The organism is Natronococcus sp. JC468, from assembly GCF_012163165.1.
Classification (GTDB): domain Archaea; phylum Halobacteriota; class Halobacteria; order Halobacteriales; family Natrialbaceae; genus Natronococcus; species Natronococcus jeotgali.
Genome location: NZ_JAAVUO010000019.1, coordinates 37,898 through 57,168, shown reverse-complemented (window position 1 = coordinate 57,168; position 19,271 = coordinate 37,898). Strand labels below are relative to the sequence as shown.

Annotated in this window: 22 protein-coding genes and 1 pseudogene; 11 read left to right on the top strand and 12 right to left on the bottom strand. The window is 68.5% G+C overall.

Annotated elements, in window-relative coordinates; all coding sequences use genetic code 11:
* Nucleotides 1–13 precede the first annotated feature (13 nt).
* Nucleotides 14–1,135 carry a pyridoxal phosphate-dependent aminotransferase gene (locus tag GWG54_RS12530; RefSeq protein WP_167938091.1) on the bottom strand — a complete coding sequence of 374 codons (1,122 nt, stop codon included), beginning with the start codon at nt 1,133–1,135 and terminating at the stop codon, nt 14–16.
* Nucleotides 1,136–1,324: 189 nt separating this feature from the next.
* Between GWG54_RS12530 and GWG54_RS12525 the strand changes: the two genes are divergently transcribed.
* Together GWG54_RS12525 and GWG54_RS12515 are read left to right on the top strand one after the other, a co-directional pair.
* Nucleotides 1,325–1,714, top strand: a complete 390-nt coding sequence (locus GWG54_RS12525) for a DUF2267 domain-containing protein (protein WP_167938090.1) — start codon at nt 1,325–1,327, stop codon at nt 1,712–1,714.
* A 387-nt stretch (nt 1,715–2,101) separates the two neighbouring features.
* A pseudogene (locus tag GWG54_RS12515) lies at nt 2,102–2,600 on the top strand (universal stress protein).
* A gap of 68 nt (nt 2,601–2,668) precedes the next feature.
* Here GWG54_RS12515 and GWG54_RS12510 read toward each other — a convergent pair.
* Complete coding sequence (locus GWG54_RS12510) at nt 2,669–3,898, bottom strand: sodium:proton antiporter (RefSeq protein WP_167938089.1); 1,230 nt, start codon at nt 3,896–3,898, stop codon at nt 2,669–2,671.
* A 754-nt stretch (nt 3,899–4,652) separates the two neighbouring features.
* Here GWG54_RS12510 and GWG54_RS12505 point away from each other — a divergent pair.
* Nucleotides 4,653–5,759, top strand: coding sequence for an aminotransferase class V-fold PLP-dependent enzyme (locus tag GWG54_RS12505; RefSeq protein WP_167938088.1), 1,107 nt, complete (start codon nt 4,653–4,655; stop codon nt 5,757–5,759).
* A gap of 3 nt (nt 5,760–5,762) precedes the next feature.
* On the opposite strand, the gene GWG54_RS12500 is transcribed toward GWG54_RS12505, so the two are convergent.
* Both GWG54_RS12500 and GWG54_RS12495 read right to left on the bottom strand, forming a co-directional pair.
* Complete coding sequence (locus GWG54_RS12500; RefSeq protein ID WP_167938087.1) at nt 5,763–6,212, bottom strand: universal stress protein; 450 nt, start codon at nt 6,210–6,212, stop codon at nt 5,763–5,765.
* Nucleotides 6,213–6,415: 203 nt separating this feature from the next.
* On the bottom strand, nt 6,416–6,847 hold the full coding sequence (locus tag GWG54_RS12495) for a universal stress protein (protein ID WP_167938086.1): 432 nt from the start codon (nt 6,845–6,847) through the stop codon (nt 6,416–6,418).
* Nucleotides 6,848–7,038: 191 nt separating this feature from the next.
* Here GWG54_RS12495 and GWG54_RS12490 point away from each other — a divergent pair, with 191 nt between their 5' ends.
* Nucleotides 7,039–7,470 (top strand): universal stress protein, encoded by a 432-nt coding sequence (locus GWG54_RS12490; RefSeq protein ID WP_167938085.1) that lies wholly within the window; start codon nt 7,039–7,041, stop codon nt 7,468–7,470.
* Between the two features lie 12 nt (nt 7,471–7,482).
* Here GWG54_RS12490 and GWG54_RS12485 read toward each other — a convergent pair whose 3' ends face one another.
* Entirely contained in the window at nt 7,483–7,926 is a 444-nt protein-coding gene (locus GWG54_RS12485) for a pyridoxamine 5'-phosphate oxidase family protein (protein WP_167938084.1), read from the bottom strand.
* 135 nt (nt 7,927–8,061) lie between these two features.
* Here GWG54_RS12485 and GWG54_RS12480 point away from each other — a divergent pair, with 135 nt between their 5' ends.
* Complete coding sequence (locus tag GWG54_RS12480) at nt 8,062–8,550, top strand: universal stress protein (RefSeq protein WP_167938083.1); 489 nt, start codon at nt 8,062–8,064, stop codon at nt 8,548–8,550.
* Between the two features lie 66 nt (nt 8,551–8,616).
* Here GWG54_RS12480 and GWG54_RS12475 read toward each other — a convergent pair whose 3' ends face one another.
* A complete protein-coding gene (locus GWG54_RS12475) occupies nt 8,617–9,477 on the bottom strand; it encodes a universal stress protein (RefSeq protein WP_167938104.1) in 861 nt (286 codons plus the stop codon).
* Nucleotides 9,478–9,591: 114 nt separating this feature from the next.
* On the opposite strand from GWG54_RS12475, the gene GWG54_RS12470 reads away from it, so the two are divergent.
* Nucleotides 9,592–10,959: a nicotinate phosphoribosyltransferase gene (locus GWG54_RS12470; protein WP_167938082.1), complete on the top strand. Its 1,368-nt coding sequence runs from the start codon at nt 9,592–9,594 to the stop codon at nt 10,957–10,959.
* 66 nt (nt 10,960–11,025) lie between these two features.
* Here GWG54_RS12470 and GWG54_RS12465 read toward each other — a convergent pair whose 3' ends face one another.
* The 6 genes from GWG54_RS12465 to GWG54_RS12440 all read right to left on the bottom strand — a co-directional run bounded on the left by GWG54_RS12465 (nt 11,026) and on the right by GWG54_RS12440 (nt 14,477).
* Nucleotides 11,026–11,475: a pyridoxamine 5'-phosphate oxidase family protein gene (locus tag GWG54_RS12465; RefSeq protein WP_167938081.1), complete on the bottom strand. Its 450-nt coding sequence runs from the start codon at nt 11,473–11,475 to the stop codon at nt 11,026–11,028.
* A gap of 76 nt (nt 11,476–11,551) precedes the next feature.
* Nucleotides 11,552–12,337 (bottom strand): ABC transporter permease subunit, encoded by a 786-nt coding sequence (locus GWG54_RS12460; protein WP_167938080.1) that lies wholly within the window; start codon nt 12,335–12,337, stop codon nt 11,552–11,554.
* The gene (locus GWG54_RS12455) at nt 12,330–13,256 is read right to left on the bottom strand and encodes an ABC transporter ATP-binding protein (RefSeq protein ID WP_167938079.1); all 927 of its coding nucleotides are present in this window, start codon (nt 13,254–13,256) and stop codon (nt 12,330–12,332) included. Before GWG54_RS12455 ends, GWG54_RS12460 begins: the two co-directional genes overlap by 8 nt.
* Nucleotides 13,257–13,391: 135 nt before the next feature.
* Nucleotides 13,392–13,649 (bottom strand): HalOD1 output domain-containing protein, encoded by a 258-nt coding sequence (locus GWG54_RS12450; protein ID WP_167938078.1) that lies wholly within the window; start codon nt 13,647–13,649, stop codon nt 13,392–13,394.
* Entirely contained in the window at nt 13,649–14,230 is a 582-nt protein-coding gene (locus GWG54_RS12445; RefSeq protein ID WP_167938077.1) for a DsrE/DsrF/DrsH-like family protein, read from the bottom strand. The genes GWG54_RS12450 and GWG54_RS12445 overlap by 1 nt, the downstream gene beginning before the upstream one ends.
* A gap of 1 nt (nt 14,231) precedes the next feature.
* Nucleotides 14,232–14,477 (bottom strand): sulfurtransferase TusA family protein, encoded by a 246-nt coding sequence (locus tag GWG54_RS12440; RefSeq protein WP_167938076.1) that lies wholly within the window; start codon nt 14,475–14,477, stop codon nt 14,232–14,234.
* Nucleotides 14,478–14,730: 253 nt separating this feature from the next.
* Between GWG54_RS12440 and GWG54_RS12435 the strand changes: the two genes are divergently transcribed.
* From GWG54_RS12435 to hemE, 5 genes are all read left to right on the top strand, one after another.
* Nucleotides 14,731–15,933, top strand: a complete 1,203-nt coding sequence (locus GWG54_RS12435) for an MBL fold metallo-hydrolase (protein WP_167938103.1) — start codon at nt 14,731–14,733, stop codon at nt 15,931–15,933.
* 17 nt (nt 15,934–15,950) lie between these two features.
* Nucleotides 15,951–16,508 carry a YeeE/YedE family protein gene (locus tag GWG54_RS12430; protein WP_167938075.1) on the top strand — a complete coding sequence of 186 codons (558 nt, stop codon included), beginning with the start codon at nt 15,951–15,953 and terminating at the stop codon, nt 16,506–16,508.
* 26 nt (nt 16,509–16,534) lie between these two features.
* Nucleotides 16,535–16,966 carry a YeeE/YedE family protein gene (locus tag GWG54_RS12425; RefSeq protein ID WP_167938102.1) on the top strand — a complete coding sequence of 144 codons (432 nt, stop codon included), beginning with the start codon at nt 16,535–16,537 and terminating at the stop codon, nt 16,964–16,966.
* A 19-nt stretch (nt 16,967–16,985) separates the two neighbouring features.
* Complete coding sequence (locus GWG54_RS12420) at nt 16,986–18,152, top strand: inorganic phosphate transporter (RefSeq protein ID WP_167938074.1); 1,167 nt, start codon at nt 16,986–16,988, stop codon at nt 18,150–18,152.
* 95 nt (nt 18,153–18,247) lie between these two features.
* Nucleotides 18,248–19,261, top strand: a complete 1,014-nt coding sequence (gene hemE, locus GWG54_RS12415; RefSeq protein ID WP_167938073.1) for a uroporphyrinogen decarboxylase — start codon at nt 18,248–18,250, stop codon at nt 19,259–19,261.
* The last annotated feature ends 10 nt before the right edge of the window (nt 19,262–19,271 follow it).

Below are 19,271 nucleotides of genomic sequence, written 5' to 3'. Positions count from 1 at the left end.
GGCGGCCGGGCGACTACCTGACCGCTCGCGTCGCGTCGTCGATGATCTCGAGGGCCTCCTTCAGTTCTTCCGTACTCGTGGCGTAGGAGAGGCGGGCGTACCCCTCGCCGTTGGCGCCGAAGGCGTCCCCAGGGACGACCACGACATCGCGATCCAGCACCTCCTCGCACCAGCCCTCGGGCACCTTCGGCATGACGTAGAACGCCCCGGACGGCGTGGGAACCTCGAGACCTGCGTCCTCGAGGCCGTCGACGACCAGATCGCGGCGCTCCTCGAAGGCCGCGACCATCTCCTCGACGGGCTCCTGGGGGCCCGTCAGCGCGGCCTCGGCGGCATATTGGGCGGGCGCGGAGGCGCAGGCCTGGGCGTACTGGTGGACCCGCAGCATCCGTTCGATGCGACGGTTGGAGCCGACGACCCAGCCCAGCCGCCAGCCCGTCATCGAGTACGTCTTCGAGCAGGCGCTGACGACGACGACGTTGTCGGTCTCGGCGAACTTCAGCGGCGAGTGGTGCTCGCCCTCGAAGACGATCCGTTCGTACACCTCGTCGGAGAGACAGAGGACGTCGTGCTCGTCGGCGATGCGGGCGAACTCGCGCATGTCGGCCTCGCTTTGAACCGCGCCCGTCGGGTTCGCGGGGCTGTTGACGACGAAGGCCGCGGTCTCGTCGGTGATCGCGTCCTCGACGGTCGCGGGATCGAGCGTGAGGTCGTCACGCAGTCCGACGGGTTTGGGCGTCCCGCCCGCGATGTTGGTCAGCGCGTCGTAGGAGACGAATCCGGGATCGGGGAAGATCACCTCCTCGCCGGGGTCGACGTGGGCCTCGAGCGCGAGGTGTAACGCCTCGCTGCCCCCCGAGGTGGCGACGACGTCGGCGGGGTCGACGTCGATCCCGTACTCCCGATCGTACTTCGTCGCGATCGCCTCGCGAAGCGACCGCGTCCCCTTGTTCGAGGTGTAGGCGTCCGTTCGTCCGGCTTCGATCGCCTCGATCGCCCCGCGGCGGGCGTGGGCGGGCGTCGGAAAGTCCGGCTGGCCGAGGCCGAGGTTGATCGCGTCCTCGCCGGCGGCCTCGAACACTTCGCGGATACCGCTGATTGACACCTGCCCGACGCGGGCTGCAAACTCCGTCATGCCTACACCGGCGCGGGCGATCCCGATAACTCTTGATGTGTTCTCGCCTCGCGGTCGCCGCGCCGGCGACGGGGCGAGGCGGTATCCGAGACCCTCGTCGCCGAGTAGCTTTATTTCGCTCCGGGGCGTACTGTCTGCGGATCGACAGCTCGGGCGGAACGCCCGACACCGCCGTCGGCCCGCTATAGCATGAACTACAAGGAATTCGTCGGACAGGTCCAGCACAGACTCGAGTTCGCGCAGTTCGGCCAGGCCGTCCGGGCGACGCGGGCGGTGTTGACGACGCTCGGCGAGCGGCTCCCGGAGGGGGAAGCGACCGACCTCGCCAGCCCGCTGCCGATGGAGATCGACCGCTACCTGACGGCGGCCCAGCACGGCCAGCGGTTCGACTACCAGGAGTTTCTCGACCGGGTCGCCGAACGCGAGGGCGTCGACCGCGCCGACGCCAACTACCACGCCCAGCAGCTCCTGACCGTCGTCGCCGAGGACGTCCCCGCAGGCAACCTCGAGAAGGTCCGCAACAACTTGCCCGAGGAGTTCGACCCGCTGTTCGAGTTGCTCGAGGCGACCGAGGAGTGATCCGCGGCTCACCGGCGTGCCCGAACGTACTGAACGGTCGCGGCGACCGCGGCGAGCAGCGACGGGATCTCGTAGGGTCGGGCGTGCAGGGTCGACGCTGCGGCCGCGACGAACAGCGCGTCCACGAGGACGGCGTCCCCGACGCGGGATCGCCCCCGTCCGGGGGGTCGACGGGATCGGTCCCGACGACGAGTTCGCCCCGCTCGAGCTGGTCGAAGACGGAATCGAACCGGGCCGGGTCCATACGCGGCCTTCGAATCCCGACTACAGGTATATCAGAGATCTGGTAACGAAACGGATCGTCCGCGAGCCGTTCCGCCGTTTCCGTGTTCCAGCATCCTGGAAAGAGACGCCGTGAATATAGCGGTCGACCCCGTTCGGTCGCGTATGTACGATCGACTACTGCTGCCAACCGACATGAGCGCCGGAATCGACCGCGCCGTCGACCACGCGATCGACGCCGCCCGGCGGTACGACGCCGAACTCCACGTCCTCTATGTCGCCGACGCCTACAGCTCCTACCCCGGCGACGAGTACGTCCACGAGTTCGAGGGGTTAGAGAGCGCCTTAGAGCAGGCGGGGCAGGACGCGGTCGCGGGGATCGTCGATCAGGCCGAAGAGGCCGGCGTCGAGACGACCGAGGTCGTGCGCCACGGCGTCCCCCACGAGGAGATCCTCGAGTACGGCGACGAGGCCGACATCGGACTCACGGTGGTCGGCTCGAAGAACCGTTCGGGCGAGTACCGACGGCTGCTCGGGAGTGTTCGAAAATCCGTTGGATTTTCGAGCCAGTCAGAACGCGTCGCGTTCTGACGACGTGGCCGAACGGGTCGTGAACCTATCCGAACGCCCGGTGACGGTTGTCAAGTCCCCGGTCGACGAGTAGCGGGCCCCGATCAAGTCGCACGTCGATTCTCTACGCGGCGCTCGCAAATCGCGGAGCGAACACGGCACTCACCGTTCCGACTCGGTTACGCCGAGCATGCTGGCGACCGGTCTCGCGAAGCCCGCTTCGACGACGACAGTGACGAGAATAACGAGAAAGACGGTGCCGAGCAGCAAGTGCGCTCCCGAAGGGTCGGACGGAGGCGCCTCCGTCCGCAGCCGGACGGCGAACAGCGTCGCGACCGACGCCGGGATGATCCCCCGCGGACCGACGAAGCTCATAAACGCCCGTTCGCTCGTCGTGAAGCTGACCCCGGCCGTCGAGACGAAGACGGCCAGCGGACGGATCACGACCATCAGGACCGCGACGACCGCGAGCCCGGCGACACCCAGTGCGAGGAGCTCCGCGAACTCGAGCAACGCCGCGAGCGTGATGAAGACGAACGAGAGGACCAGAAACGTCACATCCCGTATGAACTGCAGGATCTCCTCCTGATCGGGCAGTTCGAGGCTTCCAAGGGTGAATCCCGCAGTGGCGGCGGCCACGATCCCGGCCTCCGAGAACACCGAGTCAGCGGCGGCGAACGCGACGACGGCACCGGCCAGCGCGAGCAACCGGGCCGTCTGCGGCGCGGTCTCCGGTGGGTGTTCGACCTGTGTGAGGAGGTACCAGACGACCCCAGCGACCACGAGTCCGACGATCACTCCCGTCGCGAGACGCTGGACGAAGAGCCACACGTACCCGCCCGGCGAGAGGTGCCGGGCCGTCATGGCTTTGAAGAGGACGACCGCCAGCACCGCGGCCGTGACGTCGTTTACGATCCCTTCGACTTCGAGCGTCGTGGCGACCTCCTCGCGGACGGGAACCACCGCGAGAATCGGCGCGATGACCGTCGGCCCGGTGGCGACCAGCAGCGCGCCGACGAGAAACGCGATGTCCCAGCTCGCTCCCAGCAGGAGGCCCACGGTCAGACTCGTCCCGACGAACGCGATGACCGCTCCGATCGTGATCATCCGGCTGACCACCTTCGACGCCTCCCGGATGGCCCCGTACTCGAGGCGAAACGTACCCTCGAAGATGATGATGGCGACGCTCACGCCGACGATGGTCGAGAGCGCATCGCCGACGACGTCGGGCGGTATCAACTCGAGGCCCTCGGGACCGATGGCGACGCCCGTGAAGATGAAAAACAACACGCTCGGCACGCGGTACTTCGCGGCGAGAAACTGCGCCGCCACACCGAGGCCGACGATGGCCGCGATAAGGGCGACGACGTCGAGGCTGACGTGAATGGACACCGGTTCATCGACCTCCGGGACGGGGAGGACAACCATCCGTACGCCACGCGCCGGACAAGCTACGGTTCCACGGGTAGTTCCCGACCCAGACGACTTCCATGCAACGTGCTCCCACACCCAGTCACAAATATCCGCAGACTCGGCGGCAGCTGACTGCTCTCGAGTGTCGCCGGTGTCGGACCGAGAGTCGGTCGGACCCACATCGGTCCGTAACAGGCAGGAGAAGTGGATACCGACTGCTTCGACTGAATCGCCTCGCACTCGCGGTGGCGTGTACTGGCTGGCGGCGAGCAACGAGCGAGCCGTCAGCTAACACTGTGCGAGGTCTTCGAGAGTAGCGCGGGACCGACAGTCCCGCGTACCCTGCGAACGGGCACTCCGTGCCCGTGAGCAAATAACACGAGCGAACGGCTTGGCAGAGCGTGCTCTGCCAGTGGATGAACGAGCGACTGAAAGGAGTGAGTGAATCGGCTGGGGAGGGCGTGGCAATCCCGCGTGTTCGTGTAAGCAGGACTGCTCCCGTGAGAACTCTCGCGAAATCCCCCGCCCTTTCAGTCCCACCCAGTGGCGGTTGACCGGTGCTGCAGACTCGAGGCCGGACGCTCCATACGCACTCTGTACGTAACGAACCGGGCGATTCGTATTCACGACCCCACACTGAGTGTCGACCGAGGACGGGTCACGAGAGCGACCCCGTTTTCGCGTTCGGTCGTCGAGCCGAACGCTTAGGGGTCGGCGAACCGACGGTATCGCTATGGACCACGAACGGCTCCGGGCGGACATTCCGGCCCTCGAGCGCGCCAGCTACTTCAACACGGGCGCGGGCGGACCGAGCCCCCGGCGCGTCGTCGAGGCCGCCGAGTCGGCCCTCGAGGACCACGAGTACGAGGCGCCCGTCGAGGACGGGATGTACGTCGCGGCCGGGGAGAGCCACGAGGCGACGAAACCCGCCGTCGCCGACCTGCTGGGCGCGAGCGAGGACGAGATCGCGCTCACCCAGAGCACGACCGACGGGATCAACCGCGTCGCCGGGGCGGTCGACTGGGACGAGGGCGACGTCGTCGTTCGGACCGACCTCGAGCACCCCGCCGGGATCCTCCCCTGGCGCCGGCTCGAGCGCGAGTGCGGCGTCGAGGTTCGCGTCCTCGAGACCGAGGACGGGCGGGTCGACCTCGACGACGTCAAGCGAGCCGTCGCGGACGCGACGCTGTTCGAGTTCAGCTCGATCACCTGGACCCACGGGACCCGGCTTCCGGTCGGCGAACTCGTCGGGATCGCCCGGGACGCGGGCGCGACGGCGCTGGTCGACGCCGTCCAGTCGCCCGGCCAGACCGCAGTCGACGTCCGCGAGTGGGGCGCCGACCTCGTCGTCGGCGCGGGCCACAAGTGGCTGCTGGGACCGTTCGGCGCGGGATTTCTGTACGTCCGCGAGGGGGTCGAGGACGACTACGTCCCGAGCGCGATCGGGTATCGCAGCGTCGTCGACCCGGGCGAACCCGACTACGAATACGCCCCCGGCGCGGGACGGTTCGAGGTCGGGACGACCAGTCCGGCGACCGACGCCGGGCTCCGGGAGGCGATCGCCCTCCACCGGGAACTGGGCGCCGACGCGATCGAGTCCCGCATCGAGACGCTTACCGACCGCCTCAAGGACGGGCTGGCCGAGGACCGACTGCTGAGTCCGCGTTCCTTCGAGTCCGGGCTCGTCACCGTCGACGTCGACGACCCCGAGGCGACGGTCGAACGACTCGCCGACCGGGACATCGTCGTCCGCTCGCTCCCCTATCCGGAGGCGATCAGGATCTCGGTCCACGCGTTCAACACGCGCGATGAGATCGACGGCCTGCTCGAGGCGCTGTAGCGGTCACTCGAGGGCGGCGTCGTCGGGGTCGCGAGCGACGACGACGGGCGTCGGCGAGCGACGGACGACGTTCTCGGCGACGCTGCCGAGCAACACCCGGGAGATCCCCTCGCGGCCGTGGCTGCCCATGACGATCACGTCGTACCCCTCCTTCTCGGCGTACTCGACGATCCGATCTTCCGGCTGTCCGGTGCGGATCTCGGTGTCGATCTCGCGGTCGCGCTCCGCAGCGAGTTCGCGGGCGCCCTCGAGGATCTCCTCGGCGTACTCGCGGGCCTTCTCGGTGGTCGGCAGCCGGACCTCGGGGCCTTCGAAGGCCTCCCAGTACCCCTCCGGGATCTGGATGACGTGGAGCGCGGTGACGTCGGCGTCGGGGAACGTCTCGAGGGCGAACTCGAGGGCGGTCGCCGAGGGCGGCGAGCCGTCGTAGGGGACGAGGATGCGGTCGTTCATGTCGAGCGTCGACGCTACGCCGTCCCGCCGCATAGTGGTATCTACCGGTATCGATACCGACACGTTCGATCACGGCCGGCGGCGCGGTCGCCGACCGATCGGCGCCGGAGTCGACACGAGTCTTCCGGGCGGGACCGAAGGGGTACCGTTTTCCCGTCGGCTACGGACGGTGTTGGTCCCCGACGCCGGCCCGTCCCACCGAGCTACCGAACGATCGTCACCGGAACCGGCGCCCGGCGGGCGACCGTCTCCGCCACGCTGCCGAGCAGGATTCGGGAGACCCCCTCTCGGCCGTGACTCCCGACGACGACGTGATCGACGTCTTCAGTCTCCGCGTACTCGAGGATCGTCCGGGAGACGCCACCGACCTCGACGGCGGTCTCGAACGCGATCGACTCGAGGACGCCGGCCTCCCGGAGGCGTTCGCGGGCGTCCTCGCAGAGTTCCTCGCCGCGTTCGCGGGCGCGGTCGAGCGCCTTGGGGTCGTAGTAGTAGCCGCCGCCCGCGTACGATCCCGGATCGGGATCGACGACGTGGAGCACGGAGATCCGGTCGCCCGCGTAGTTCTCGGCGGCGTGATCGAGCGCGGCCCACGACGACTCCGACCCGTCCAGCGGAACAAGCACGTGTTTCATGCTCGAAGCGACGGGGGCCGAACGGAAATGAGTCCGTGACGGTTCCCGGGGAGAAGGAACCGCTGGAGCCGAGTTCGCGCGCGCGTCGGACCGTCCGTCGCAGATTTCGGCCGCCAGCGGATCGTTCGCTCCCCCGAACCGTCACCGACCGGTGAACTACGATTATGTGTCTCTCCGGCGTAGGTTCGGCGATGTTCGACAGGATCCTGGTTCCGGTGGACGGCTCCAAGCACTCCAGACGAGCGCTGTCGGTCGCCGCGACCGAGTTCGAGACGGACGAGATCGTCGTCCTGCACGTCCTCGACCCGTTCCGAGTCGCCTCGACGACCGAGGAGGCGGTCTGGAACAGCGACTACATGGACGAGCGCGAACGGGAGGCCGAGGACCTCCTCGAGGAGTACGCCGCGCTCGGTCGGGAGTACGACGTCCCGGTCCGGACCGAACTCGCGCGGGGTTCCCCGGCGCGGGCGATCGTCGGTATGATCGACGAGTTCGACGTCGATCACGTCGTCGTCGGCAGCCGCGGCCGATCGGGAATCGGCCGCGTGCTGTTGGGAAGCGTCGCCGAGACCGTCGCGAAGCGGTCGCCGGTCTCGGTGACGATCGTTCGCCCCGAGGAGTAGCGCCGCGCCGGACTACGGCTCCGAGGGAACCTCCGTGCGCCCCGACAGCGTCTCGGGCTCGAGCTGGAAGTCCCGGAACCGCAGCTCCTCGCGGGGTTGCTCGAAGACGTCGATCTCGGGGATCGAGATCCCCCACATCCCCTGCACCGTCGTCGACTCGTACGACGCCTCCTCGACCGCCTCGAGCCGCCCCGTCGCGACGGCGCTGCGCCAGCCGTCGTCGGTTTCCCGGTACGTGACGAACGACACCGGACGGTCGACGAGCTCGGCCTTTCTGCCCTCCGGTGGCAGCGAGAGGCGAAAGTAGAAGGCCTCGAGGTCCTCGTTGTAGCCGTAGGAGACGGGGATCGAGGCCGGCGCGGCGTCGGCGCCGAACGAGAGGACGCCCGTCCCGCCCCGTCCGAGAAATCGGTTCAGCTCGGACTCGCTCAGCTCGAGCCAGCGTTCGTCTGCCATACACGACCGCACGGCTCGTGTGGAGAAAATACCCCACCACGACGACCCGAACGGTTCGCTCGCGGAGAACGCGGTCGATTCCGGCGGCGGCCGACCGCCCCTCGAGTTTATCGTCTGGGCCGTGGACGGGCGGGTATGACGTTCGTCGTCCCGTTCGACGGATCGGAACTCGCGGCAGCCGCGCTCGTCCGCGCGCTCGAGTACGGACGCGCCCTCGGCGAGGAGGTCGTCGCGGTCAGCGTCGTCCCCGAGCGGAAACGCTACGCGGTGGAGAAGGGATGGATCGACGACGACGAGCCGTTCGACCCCGAGCGGATCGTCGCCGACCTCCGGGAGCGCGTCCGCGAACTGGCGCCGGAGGCGTCGTTCGAGGCCGAGCGCATCCGGGAGTTTCCGCCCGAGGACCGCCTGGCGACCCACATCGAACGACTCGTGCTCGAGCACGACCCCGGGGTCGTCTTCCTCGGCAGCGACAACGTCGGCCGCGTCGTGACGCCGCTGACCAGCGTCGGCGTGCACCTCGCGGCCGAGGACGCCTACGACGTGTTCGTCGTCCGCCACCCCTCGCCGCCGACGGTCGCGGGGATCGAGCCCCACGAAGCGTTCTACGAGACGGAAGAGTGATCGCGATGCGCCAGCGCGACGTGGGGCCGTCGGTGGTCCAGTTCGGCGACCGCGCCGCGGTCGCCGTCACCTGACGGTCAGGACCGGTCGCGTGGTCCGTCGCAGGACGCGGGCGGTCGTGCTCCCGAGCAGGTCGCCCGTCGCGCCGCCGCGACCCCGCGTCCCCATCGCGATCAGGTCGGCCTCGACCCCCGCGGCGTACTCGAGGAGTTCCTCGTCGGGCGCGCCCCGGAGGACGTCGGTCTTCGCCGTCAACCCCCGCTCGCGGGCGTCCTCGGCGACGGCCTCGACGGCGTTTTGGCCGCCCTCCTTCAACAGCCCGACCACGCTCCGGGAGGTCTCCTCGAGATCGTAGCTGGTCGTGTCGACCACGTAGGGGACGTAGACGGACGCGCCGTAGATCTCGGCGAACTTGAGGCCGCGCTCGGCGGCGCGTTCGGCGGCGTCGCTGCCGTCGGTGGGAATCACGACGCGGTCGTACGAGATCGCGTCGACGGACTGGCCGTCCTCGGACGGAACGGCTATCACGGGGACGTCCGCCCGCTCGATCACGCGCCCGACGGTGCTCCCGAGCCGGACGTCGGGTCGATCGCGGGTGGCCATCACGATCAGGTCGACGTCCTCGGCGGTCGCGTACTCGAGGACGGACCGGTGCGGCGCCCCCTCACGGACGGCGCGGGTCGCCTCCAGGCCGAGATCGGTGGCGTGGCCCCTGACCCGGGCGGTCGCCTGCCGACTCCGCTTTTCGGCCCGTCGGCGGAGTTCGTCGCGGCGCTTCCGATCGAGGCCGACGGGTTCGTCGCCGGTGTCGACGACCGAGAGGACGTGGATCGTCGCGCCGAAGCGTCGGGCGAACTCGAGTGCGCGATCGACCGCGCGTTCGGAGCCTGAACTGCCGTCGATCGGGAGAAGGATCGTCGAGTACATCCGAACCGTCACGTCCTACGTCGCCAGGATACAAGAAACGCTACCGGCCGAGCGACGGTCCGGTCCCCGTCCGCGCCCCGACCTATTTGCTCCGCGGCCGCGTCGGGGAGCACCATGTCCGCCCCCAGGTTCGGCCACGTCGGTCCCGCCGATCTCGCGCTGTTTACCGATCGGTACGAGCTGACCATGATGCAGGGGTACCACGAGACGGATCACGACCCGCTCGCGACGTTCTCGGTGTACTTCCGATCGTTGCCGTCGGATCGTGGCTACGCCGTCGCCGCGGGCCTCGAGCAGGTGCTGGCGGCCCTCGACGCACTCGCGTTCGGCGACGACGCGCTCGCCTTCCTCGCCGAGCAGGGGTTCGACGACGACTTCCTCGCCGAACTGGAGTCGTTCTCCTTTCCCGGCGAGATCCGCGCGCTGCCCGAGGGGACGCTCGTCTTCCCGAACGAACCACTCCTCGAGGTGACCGCGCCGCTTTTCGAGGCCCAGTTGCTCGAGACGCTGGTGCTCAACCAGGTCGGCTACCAGACGCTCGTGGCGACGAAGGCCGCGCGGATGGCCGACGTCGTCGCCCGTCACGGCGACGATCAGGATCTGGTCGACTTCGGCTCCCGGCGGGCACACGGCGTCGATGCGGGGCTCAAAGCCGCCAGGGCCGCCTACGTCGGCGGCTTCGACGGCACCTCGAACGTGCTGGCCGGCGAGCGGTTCGGGGTGCCGACGTACGGGACGATGGCCCACTCCTGGGTCCAGAGCTTCGAGACCGAACGCGAGTCGTTCGAGGCGTTCGCCGACAGCTACGGCGACGACGCGATCTACCTCGTCGACACCTACGACACGGTGACGGGAGCCGAGCGCGCGGTCGCCGTCGCCGACGAACGCGACGTCCGGCTGGGCGGGGTGCGCCTCGACTCGGGGGATCTAGTCGAACTCTCGAAGGCGGTCGACGACATCGTCGGCGACGCGGGCATCGTCGTCTCCTCGAGCGTCGACGAGTTCTTCCTTCGCGAGTTCTTCGACGCGGGCGGCGTCGCGACCGCGTTCGGTCCCGGGACGGCCCTGACGACGAGCAAGGACGCCCCCAGCAGCGGCGTCGTCTACAAACTCACCGCCGTCGAGCGCGACGGCACCCTCGAGCCGAGCATGAAGCTCTCGCCGGGGAAGGTGACCTACCCCGGGCAGAAGGAGACCTACCGGGTCGAGCGGGACGGCTCGTTCGTTCGGGACGTCCTCGCGACGCGCGACGAGTCGGTCGAGGGGCGACCGCTGCTCGAGACGGTCGTCGAGGACGGCTCGCTCGTCGCCGATCCGCCGACCCTCTCCGAGGCCCGCGAGCGAACGCGGCGTCAGCTGGAGTCCCTCCCCAAGCGCTATCGACGCGTCACCGACCCCGATACCTACGAGGTCCGGATCAGCGACGGGCTCGAGGCGCTCGAACGGCGCACGAAACGGGATCTTATCGACCGTGAACGGTGAGAAGCGACGGGACCCGCCCCCGCACCGCTCCCGCGGTGACGGTCGGCACGGGAGCTCCCGGCGGTCTCACCCGCCCGTCTTTCGGCCGGTGAGCTCGTCGATCTCGAGTTCGTACACCGACCACTCGAGCGCGTCGAGGTCCTCGTCGAAGATCCGCGGCTTTCCGAACCGCTCGCGCACCGTCGCCTCGTCGAACGCCTCGAGTTCCGCGTCGGACAGCTCGCGCATCGGTCCGACGGCGACGACGCTCCAGGACTCGTCGGGCGGGTCGTCGGCGTACAGCAGCACGCAGGCCTCGGTCGTGTCGTCGACGTAGGAGAGCTTCTTGCTCTCCCCGTCGTCAGTGAGCCGAACGAATACCGCCCCGTCCTCGTAGTGGATCCCGACCGGAACCGCGTAGGCGGCTCCCGCACTCGCCAGCGCGAGCACCCCGGTCTCGGTCGTCTCGAGGGCCTCGCGGACCTCCGAGTCGGTCATCCCGAACGTGTACACGTACCCGATTCTATCGAACGACATACGGGACGTACGCGTCGCTACCGCATGAATGACTCCCGCGTCGCGGGTTCCTCGCTCGGTTCGCTTCGATCCCCGGTCAGATATCCGCGCGTCGGAACAGCAGCTGGCTCGCGACCAGCAACGCGACGGTCATCCCGACGAGGACGACGACGCCGACGGGGTCGAACGTCCCGTCGAGCAGGATCTCGTTGGGGTCGTAGTACCGCATCGGAGCGACCGCGCCGAGCTCCGCGTAGTCGGTTTCGACCAGCAGCGACTCGACGAGAAACAGCGCGAACGTCGCGCCCAGGGCGGCTCGCTGGGCGACCCCCACGCGGTCGAAGACGACCGAGCACACCAGCCCGATCCCGGCGCAGGCGAAGAGGTAGGGGATCGACAGCAGGTGGACGGCGACGACGTCGGCGACGGCCAGGGGTTCGTCGATCAGCCGACTCCCGACGAGGAGGACGATCGGGGTGAGGAGGTTGACGACGACGATCGGGACGCCGACGGCGAGGAACTTCTCGGCGACGAGCCGGGCCCGGGAGATCGGCATCGCCAGCAGCGTGTCCATCCGCCCCCGGTCGACGTCGTCGGCGATCGTCCCCGCGGCGACGTAGGCGACGTACAGCCCCAGCAGGACGATCCAGCCGAACGTGTACAGCTCGAACGCGAGAAAGCCCTCGAGCGACGTCATCGTCTCGATGCGAAACACCCGGAGCATCTCCTCGGGGTAGGCCTCGAGCAGTTCGTCCCCGCCGAAGGCGCCGCTGAACGAGGGGTAGACCCAGACGACCATCGCCGCCAGCAACGCCATCCCGATCGAGAGGTAGACGCTCCCCTTGAGCCGGTTGCGCCCCTCGTAGCGGGCGATCTCAAACACCGTCCGCCCCCCCGTAGAACCGCATGAAGACGTCCTCGAGGGGCGCCTCCTCGATCGAGAGGTCGATCAACTCGTACTCGCCGAGCCGATCGAGGACGGCGTTGATGTCGCCGGTAAAGGTAAAGAGACACTCCGTGAAGGCGGTCGACGGGTCGACGCCGTCGACGTCGTCTGCGACGCTCGTCTCGAGGTCGTGGACTCCCTCGATCCCGAGCGCGTCGGTCGGGATCGGCTCGGCGCTGCGGATCCGGATCACCTTCCCGCTGCGTCGCAACAGGGCGTCGACGGGCTCGATCGTGACGAGTGCGCCCTCGCGGATGATCCCAACCCGATCGCACAGGCGTCGGACCTCGCTCAGGTTGTGCGAGGAGAAAAACACCGTCGCGCCCCGCTGGCGTTCCGCGCGGAGGAAGTCGGCGAAGCGCTGGCGCATCAGCGGATCGAGCCCGTTGGTCGGCTCGTCGAGGATCGCCAGGTCCGGGTCGTGCATGAACGCCGTCACGATGCCGAGCTTCCGGGCGTTGCCCTGGGAGTACTCGCGGACGCGGCGATCGAGTGGCGGGTCGAACAGCTCGAGCAGTTCCGCGCGTCTGCTGTCGCCTTTGATGGCGGCGTGCAGATCGAGGACGTCGGCGCCCGTCCGCTGCTCGTCGAACCCGGGCTCGTCCGAGAGGTAGCCGATCCGCCGCTTGGCCTCGAGCAGCGCGGACTCCTCGGCGACGTCGCGGCCGAGCACCCGCGCCGTCCCGGCGGTCGGCGAGACGAACCCGAGGAGCGTCCGGATCGTCGTCGTCTTCCCCGCGCCGTTCGGACCGAGGAACCCGAAGATCTCACCCGTCTCGACGGTAAACGTCAGCGAGTCGTTCGCCACGACGTCGCCGTACTCCTTGGTCAGCCCCTCGAGTTCGATCGCGGCCATACCTGACGGTACAGCGGGGCGAGATATAGTAGTCGGTGAACTATCTCGGCAACCGACACTACCGGACGGACCGTCGTCGGCTCCTCGCGCGAAACCCGTCGCTCTCGGCGCAACGGCCGCGAAGCGAAAACGACGCTACTCGAGGGCGACGCGGCCGTCCGAGCGGACCGTCACGTCGTAGCCGCAGTACGTGAACGACAGCGAGCCGTTCCGTCGGGCGGAGCCGGCCGTCGGCACGAACAGCTCGTCGAGCGCGGCGGCGTCGACGGCCTCGTGGAGCGAGGGCTCGAGGTCGGTCGGGTCGACGCCCTCGGCGTCGGCGACCGCCTCGACGACGCGGACGCTGGGAGGACGGGGGACGATCCCGCCGGAGGCGGTGTCGGATTCGGACATTAGACGAGGAGCTGGACGTCCGACTCGGCCATGTGTTGCAGCGCCGTCGCCGCGCCGACGCCGGTCGTTACGCCGTCGTAGAAGTCGTCCTCGTCGTAGTCCATCAGTTCGACGGTCATCTGGCAGGCCTGCAGCTCGACGCCGCTTTCCAGGGAGAGCTCGATCAGCTCCTCGATCGTCGCGGTGCCGTTGTCGTCGATCTTCTTTCGCATCATCTTCGTGGCCATCGAGTCCATCCCCGGCAGCGCGGCCAGCGCGTTCGGCATCGGCATGTTGGGGTTGCCGACCGCGCTCAGCTTCAGGTTCTTCGAGTTCTCCTCGTGGAGGATATCCAGCCCCCAGAACGTGTGGAAGACGATCACGTCCCAGCCGAAGGCGGCTGCCGTGCTCGCGAGGATCAGGGGCGGGTACGCCATGTCGAAGCTGCCCTTGGTCGCGACGATCGTCATCTTCTTCTGATCGTCCTCGACCGCGGTCTCGAGGCCCGCGACCTGCTCTTCGAGCTCCGCGATGCGGGCCTCGAGTTCGGCCTCGGTCGTCGGATCGGCGTCCTCGGTCGGCGCGGATGATTCCGTGCTCATCTCAGGCCGTTTTCTCCACGTAGTGGGTGTACAGGTCGTCGTCCTCGATCTGCTCGAGGAGTTCGACGCCGTCGGTTCCTTCGGCCCAGCCCTGAATGTCGCTCACGCTGCCGGAGTCGGTCGCGAGGACCTCGAGGACGTCGCCCGCCTCGAGGTCGTCGATCGCCTGCTTGGTCTTCACGATGGGCATCGGGCAGGACTGTCCTTTCACGTCGAGCGTCTCGGTTGCGGTTGGTGTCGAGCTCATGGTGATCTTTGTGCTCTGTATTGGAGCTATCACACAATATCCGCTGCGACCATAAAAGGGTATCGATTATTGCGCAACTCTCGAACAGCCGCCCGGTGCGGAACTCCGCTATACTATCTGTTTCACCGTGTGTACGCGTTACTCCCTGGTGTCGCTCGAGAGTGGGTCGGTTTCCGCTCCCCCTATATTGTGAGTTGTGGGAAATACTATGCAAACCCTTATGTGAGTGCGGCCGGTACTGATGGGTGTAGAAATGGACGACATGGACTTTCCCACACCGGACGCCGAGGTCGAGTCGATCGCCCCGAGCGAGTTGAAGGCTCGCATCGACGGGGGCGAAGCGGTGACGCTTCTGGACGCCCGCATGGGCAGCGACTACGAGGAGTGGCGCATCGACGGCGAGAACGTCGAGTCGATCAACGTCCCCTACTTCGAGTTCCTCGACGAGGAGATCGACGAGGACGTTCTCGCGAAGATCCCCGACGACCGCGAGGTGACGGTCCTCTGTGCGAAAGGCGGCGCCAGCGAGTTCGTCGCGGGCGCGCTGAAGGATCACGGCTACGACGTGAACCACCTCAAGGACGGGATGAACGGCTGGGCGCGCATCTACGAGGCCGTCGAGGTCGAGCGCTACGACGGCGCGGGAACGCTGGTCCAGTACCAGCGCCCCTCGAGTGGCTGTCTGGGCTACCTCGTCTACGACGACGGCGAGGCGGCCGTGATCGACCCGCTGCGTGCGTTCACCGACCGCTACCTCGAGGACGCCGACGAACTCGGCGTCGACCTGAAGTACGCGATCGACACGCACGTCCACGCGGACCACATCTCGGGCGTGCGCACCCTCGCCGCGGAGGGCGTCGAGGGCGTCGAGGGCGTCGTTCCCGAGGCCGCCGTCGACCGCGGGGTCACCTACGCCGACGAGCTGACCCTGGCCGAGGACGGCGACGAGTTCCGGGTCGGCGACGCCACCGTCGAGACGGTCTCCACGCCCGGCCACACCTCCGGGATGACCTCCTATCTGATCGACGGCGAGTTGCTCGCGACCGGGGACGGCCTGTTCGTCGAGAGCGTCGCTCGCCCCGACCTCGAGGAGGGCGACGAGGGCGCCGAGGACGCCGCCCGACAGCTCTACGAGTCGCTGCAAGAGCGCGTGCTCGCGCTGCCCGACGACACCCTCGTCGGCGGCGCCCACTTCAGCGATTCGGCCGTCCCAGCCGAGGACGGCACCTACACGGCACCGATCGGCGAGCTTCGAGAAGAGATGGCCGCGCTGACGATGGACGAAGACGAGTTCGTCGAGCTGATCCTCTCGGACATGCCGCCCCGTCCGGCCAACTACGAGGACATCATCGCGACGAACCTCGGCCAGCAGGAGGCCGACGACGAGGAGGCGTTCGAACTCGAGCTCGGCCCGAACAACTGCGCCGCCAGCCAGGAGTCGCTGGCCGGTGACTAACTCCCACGATCACCCGAATGGTACCTGAACTCATCGCACCCGCGCTGTACGAGACCCTGTTTCCCGTCGGGATCAGTCGCTACGCCGTCGGGGGACTGCTCGTCGGCCTCGGCGCCGTCGTCATCTACCTCGGAACCGGCATCCCGGCCGGCGCGAGCACGTTCCTCGAGTCGACGCTGTCGTACGTCTCGGGCCAGTCGCGGTTCCAGCGCTACGTCTCCTCGCGGGACTGGCGGGTCGTCTTCACGCTCGGAATCGTCGGCGGCGCGGCGCTTTACGCGCTGACCTTCCAGTCCGGACTCGTCTCGAGCGGACTGTACGAGGCCGGATCGACCGGCCAGCTCCGCGACGTCGGGGGCGTCACGATCTGGCTGACCGAGGTCCAGCCCTGGCGGCTGTTCCTGGGCGGGATCCTCGTCGGGGTCGGCACCCGGATCGGCAAGGGCTGTACCTCCGGACACGGCGTCTGCGGCGTCGGCTCGGCATCGAAGACGTCGATCGTCGGCGTGATCACGTTCCTGACCGTCGCGATCGGAACGGCCCAGCTCGTGATGGCACTGGGGGTGAGCCCGTAACCATGACCGACCGACACCCGCTGTTCATGCCGCTGATCTTCGTCGGCGGCCTGATCTTCGGCTTCGGGCTCGGCTTCAGCCACATGGCCCGCCCCGAGGTCGTCCTGAACTTCCTGCAGTTCGAGGACTTCGGACTGCTGTTCGTGATGGGCGGCGCGGCGGTCGTCTCCGGGATCGCCTTCGCGCTGGCGCCGAGACTGTTCGACCGCGCGCCGTTGACCGGCGACACCTACGGCCGACGGCTGAAGTCGTTCGACCGCAACGTCCTGATCGGCGGTGCGATCTTCGGCGTCGGCTGGGGGCTGTCGGGGATCTGTCCCGGCGCTGCCTACGCCAGCCTCGGCGTCGGCAACGTCACGATCCTGTGGGCGATCGCCGGGATGTTCGTCGGCGCCTACGCGCAGGGGTACTGGCGCAGCCAGCGCGCCGCGTCCGAGACCGCAACGGCCGCCGACTAACCGTTTTCACGCTCCAACTATGGACCCCGCAACGATACTGCTGTTCGTCGTCGCGGCCGTCTCGAGCCTGTTTATGGCCTGGGTCATCGGCGCCGGCTCGAGCGGCGCGACGCCGTTCGCCCCCGCGGTCGGCGCCAACGCGATCGGAACGATGCGGGCCGCCTTCATCGTCGGCATCCTCGGCTTCGCCGGGGCCGTCACGCAGGGGGCGAGCGTCTCCGAGGCCGTCGGTCTGGATCTGATTCAGGGCGTCACGCTACCCGTCTCGAGCGTCATCGTCGTTCTGCTGATCGGTGCGGGGCTGATGGCGATCGGGATCTCCACCGGCTACCCGATCGCAACGGCGTTTACCGTCACCGGCTCGGTGATCGGCGTCGGGCTCGCGCTGGGCGGCGATCCCGCCTGGGCGAAGTACGTCGAGGTCGGCGCCGTCTGGCTGCTGACCCCGTTCGTCGGCGGCGGACTCGCCTACGCCATCGCCAGCGTCCTCCCGCGTCCCGACGTCGCCGAGCGCGACAGCGTCCCGGTACTCGCGGGCTTCGTCGGCGCCGTCGTCGCGAACCTCGAGTTCGCGTTCTTCGAGCGGGGGACCCTCGTCGCCACGAGCGCCGGCGCCCTCCCGCTCGAGGGTCCCGTCGTCGCGGGCGCGCTCACGCTCGGCGCCGGCGTCCTCGCCGCGCTCGTCGTCCGGTGGGACGTCACCCGCGACGAGGCGGGCGGGCTGCGGCGATTCCTGCTCGTCCTCGGGGGGCTCGTCGCGTTCTCCGCGGGGGCGAGCCAGGTCGGACTCGCCGTCGGCCCGCTGCTTCCGTTGCTCGACGAGGCCTCGATGGTGTCGCCGATCGTCGTCCTGCTCGGCGGCGGGGTCGGAATCCTCGTCGGCTCCTGGACGGGCGCACCGCGGATGATCAAGTCGATTTCCCAGGAGTACGCCTCGCTGGGGCCGCGCCGGTCGATCGCGACGCTCGTCCCCTCCTTTCTGATCGCCCAGACGGCGGTCCTGCTGGGCGTTCCGGTCTCGTTCAACGAGATCATCGTCAGCGCCGTCATCGGCGCCGGGCTGGCCGTGGGCGGCGGCGCCGGCGTCAGCCCCCGAAAACTTGGGGTCACGGTGTTCGCCTGGATCGGCTCGTTCGCGCTCGCGTTCGGCCTCGGGTACGGGACGATACTCCTCTCGAACGCGTGACGTCGGCCCGGAACACGGACGCCGCGTCGTTCCACGAACGGGTTCGTGCGGCCGGTTTCGCAACTATTAGGCGCGCGAGCAACCAACTCGAGGCTATGGAAGATCGATTTCTCCGGGCGGCCCGCGGCGAGCGAACCGACCGGCCACCGGTGTGGATGATGCGACAGGCGGGCCGGTACCTCCCGGAGTATCGCGAGTTGCGCGAGGACTACTCCTTCCTCGAGGCGATCTCGACCCCCGAGATCGCGACCGAGATCACCCTTCAACCCTGGGAGCGGTTCCGGCCCGACGGCGTCGTCATGTACTCCGACATCCTCACCGTTCTCGAGCCGCTGGCCTTTTCCTACCACCTCGAGTCCGGCGTCGGCCCGGTCGTCGAGAACCCCGTCGAGTCGCCGGCCGACACTCGCCGGGAACGAGGCGACGTCGAGGAGGAGCTGTGGTACGTCGGCGAGCTGCTCGAGCGACTGGCCGACGAGCTCGGCGAGCGGGCGGCCGTCCTCGGCTTTACGGGCGGGCCGTTCACGCTCGCGGCCTACGTCTGTGAGGGAACTCCCTCGCGGACGTTCATGGACGTCCGCCGTCTGCGCGCGGAACACCCCGAGGCGTTCGAGCGACTGCTGCGGGCGTTCACCGACGTGATCGTCGACTACGTCCGCTACCAGGTCGAGTCGGGCGCCGACGCGATCCAGCTGTTCGACACCTACGCCGGGCTGCTCTCGTCCGCCGACTACCGGCGCTTCCTGCTGCCGCTGCACCGGGAGATCGTCGACGCCGTCGATGTCCCGACGATCGTCTTCGTTCGCAACGTCAGCGGCAACCTCGACCTGCTCGCCGACACCGGCGCCGAGGTCGTCGGCCTGGACTGGACGGTCGACCTCGAGGACGCCCGCGAGGAGCTCGGGGAGCGGGCGATTCAGGGCAACCTCGATCCCGCCTTGCTGTACGGCGACCCCGAGACCGTCCGGGAGCGAACCCGCGAGGTCGTCGCGAGCGCGGGCGAGGCGGGCCACATTCTGAATCTGGGCCACGGCGTCGACCGAAACGTCCCCGTCGAGAACGTCGCGGCCTTCTTCGAGGCGGCGAAGTCGGTCTCGCGGACGGAGTAGCCCGTCCGAC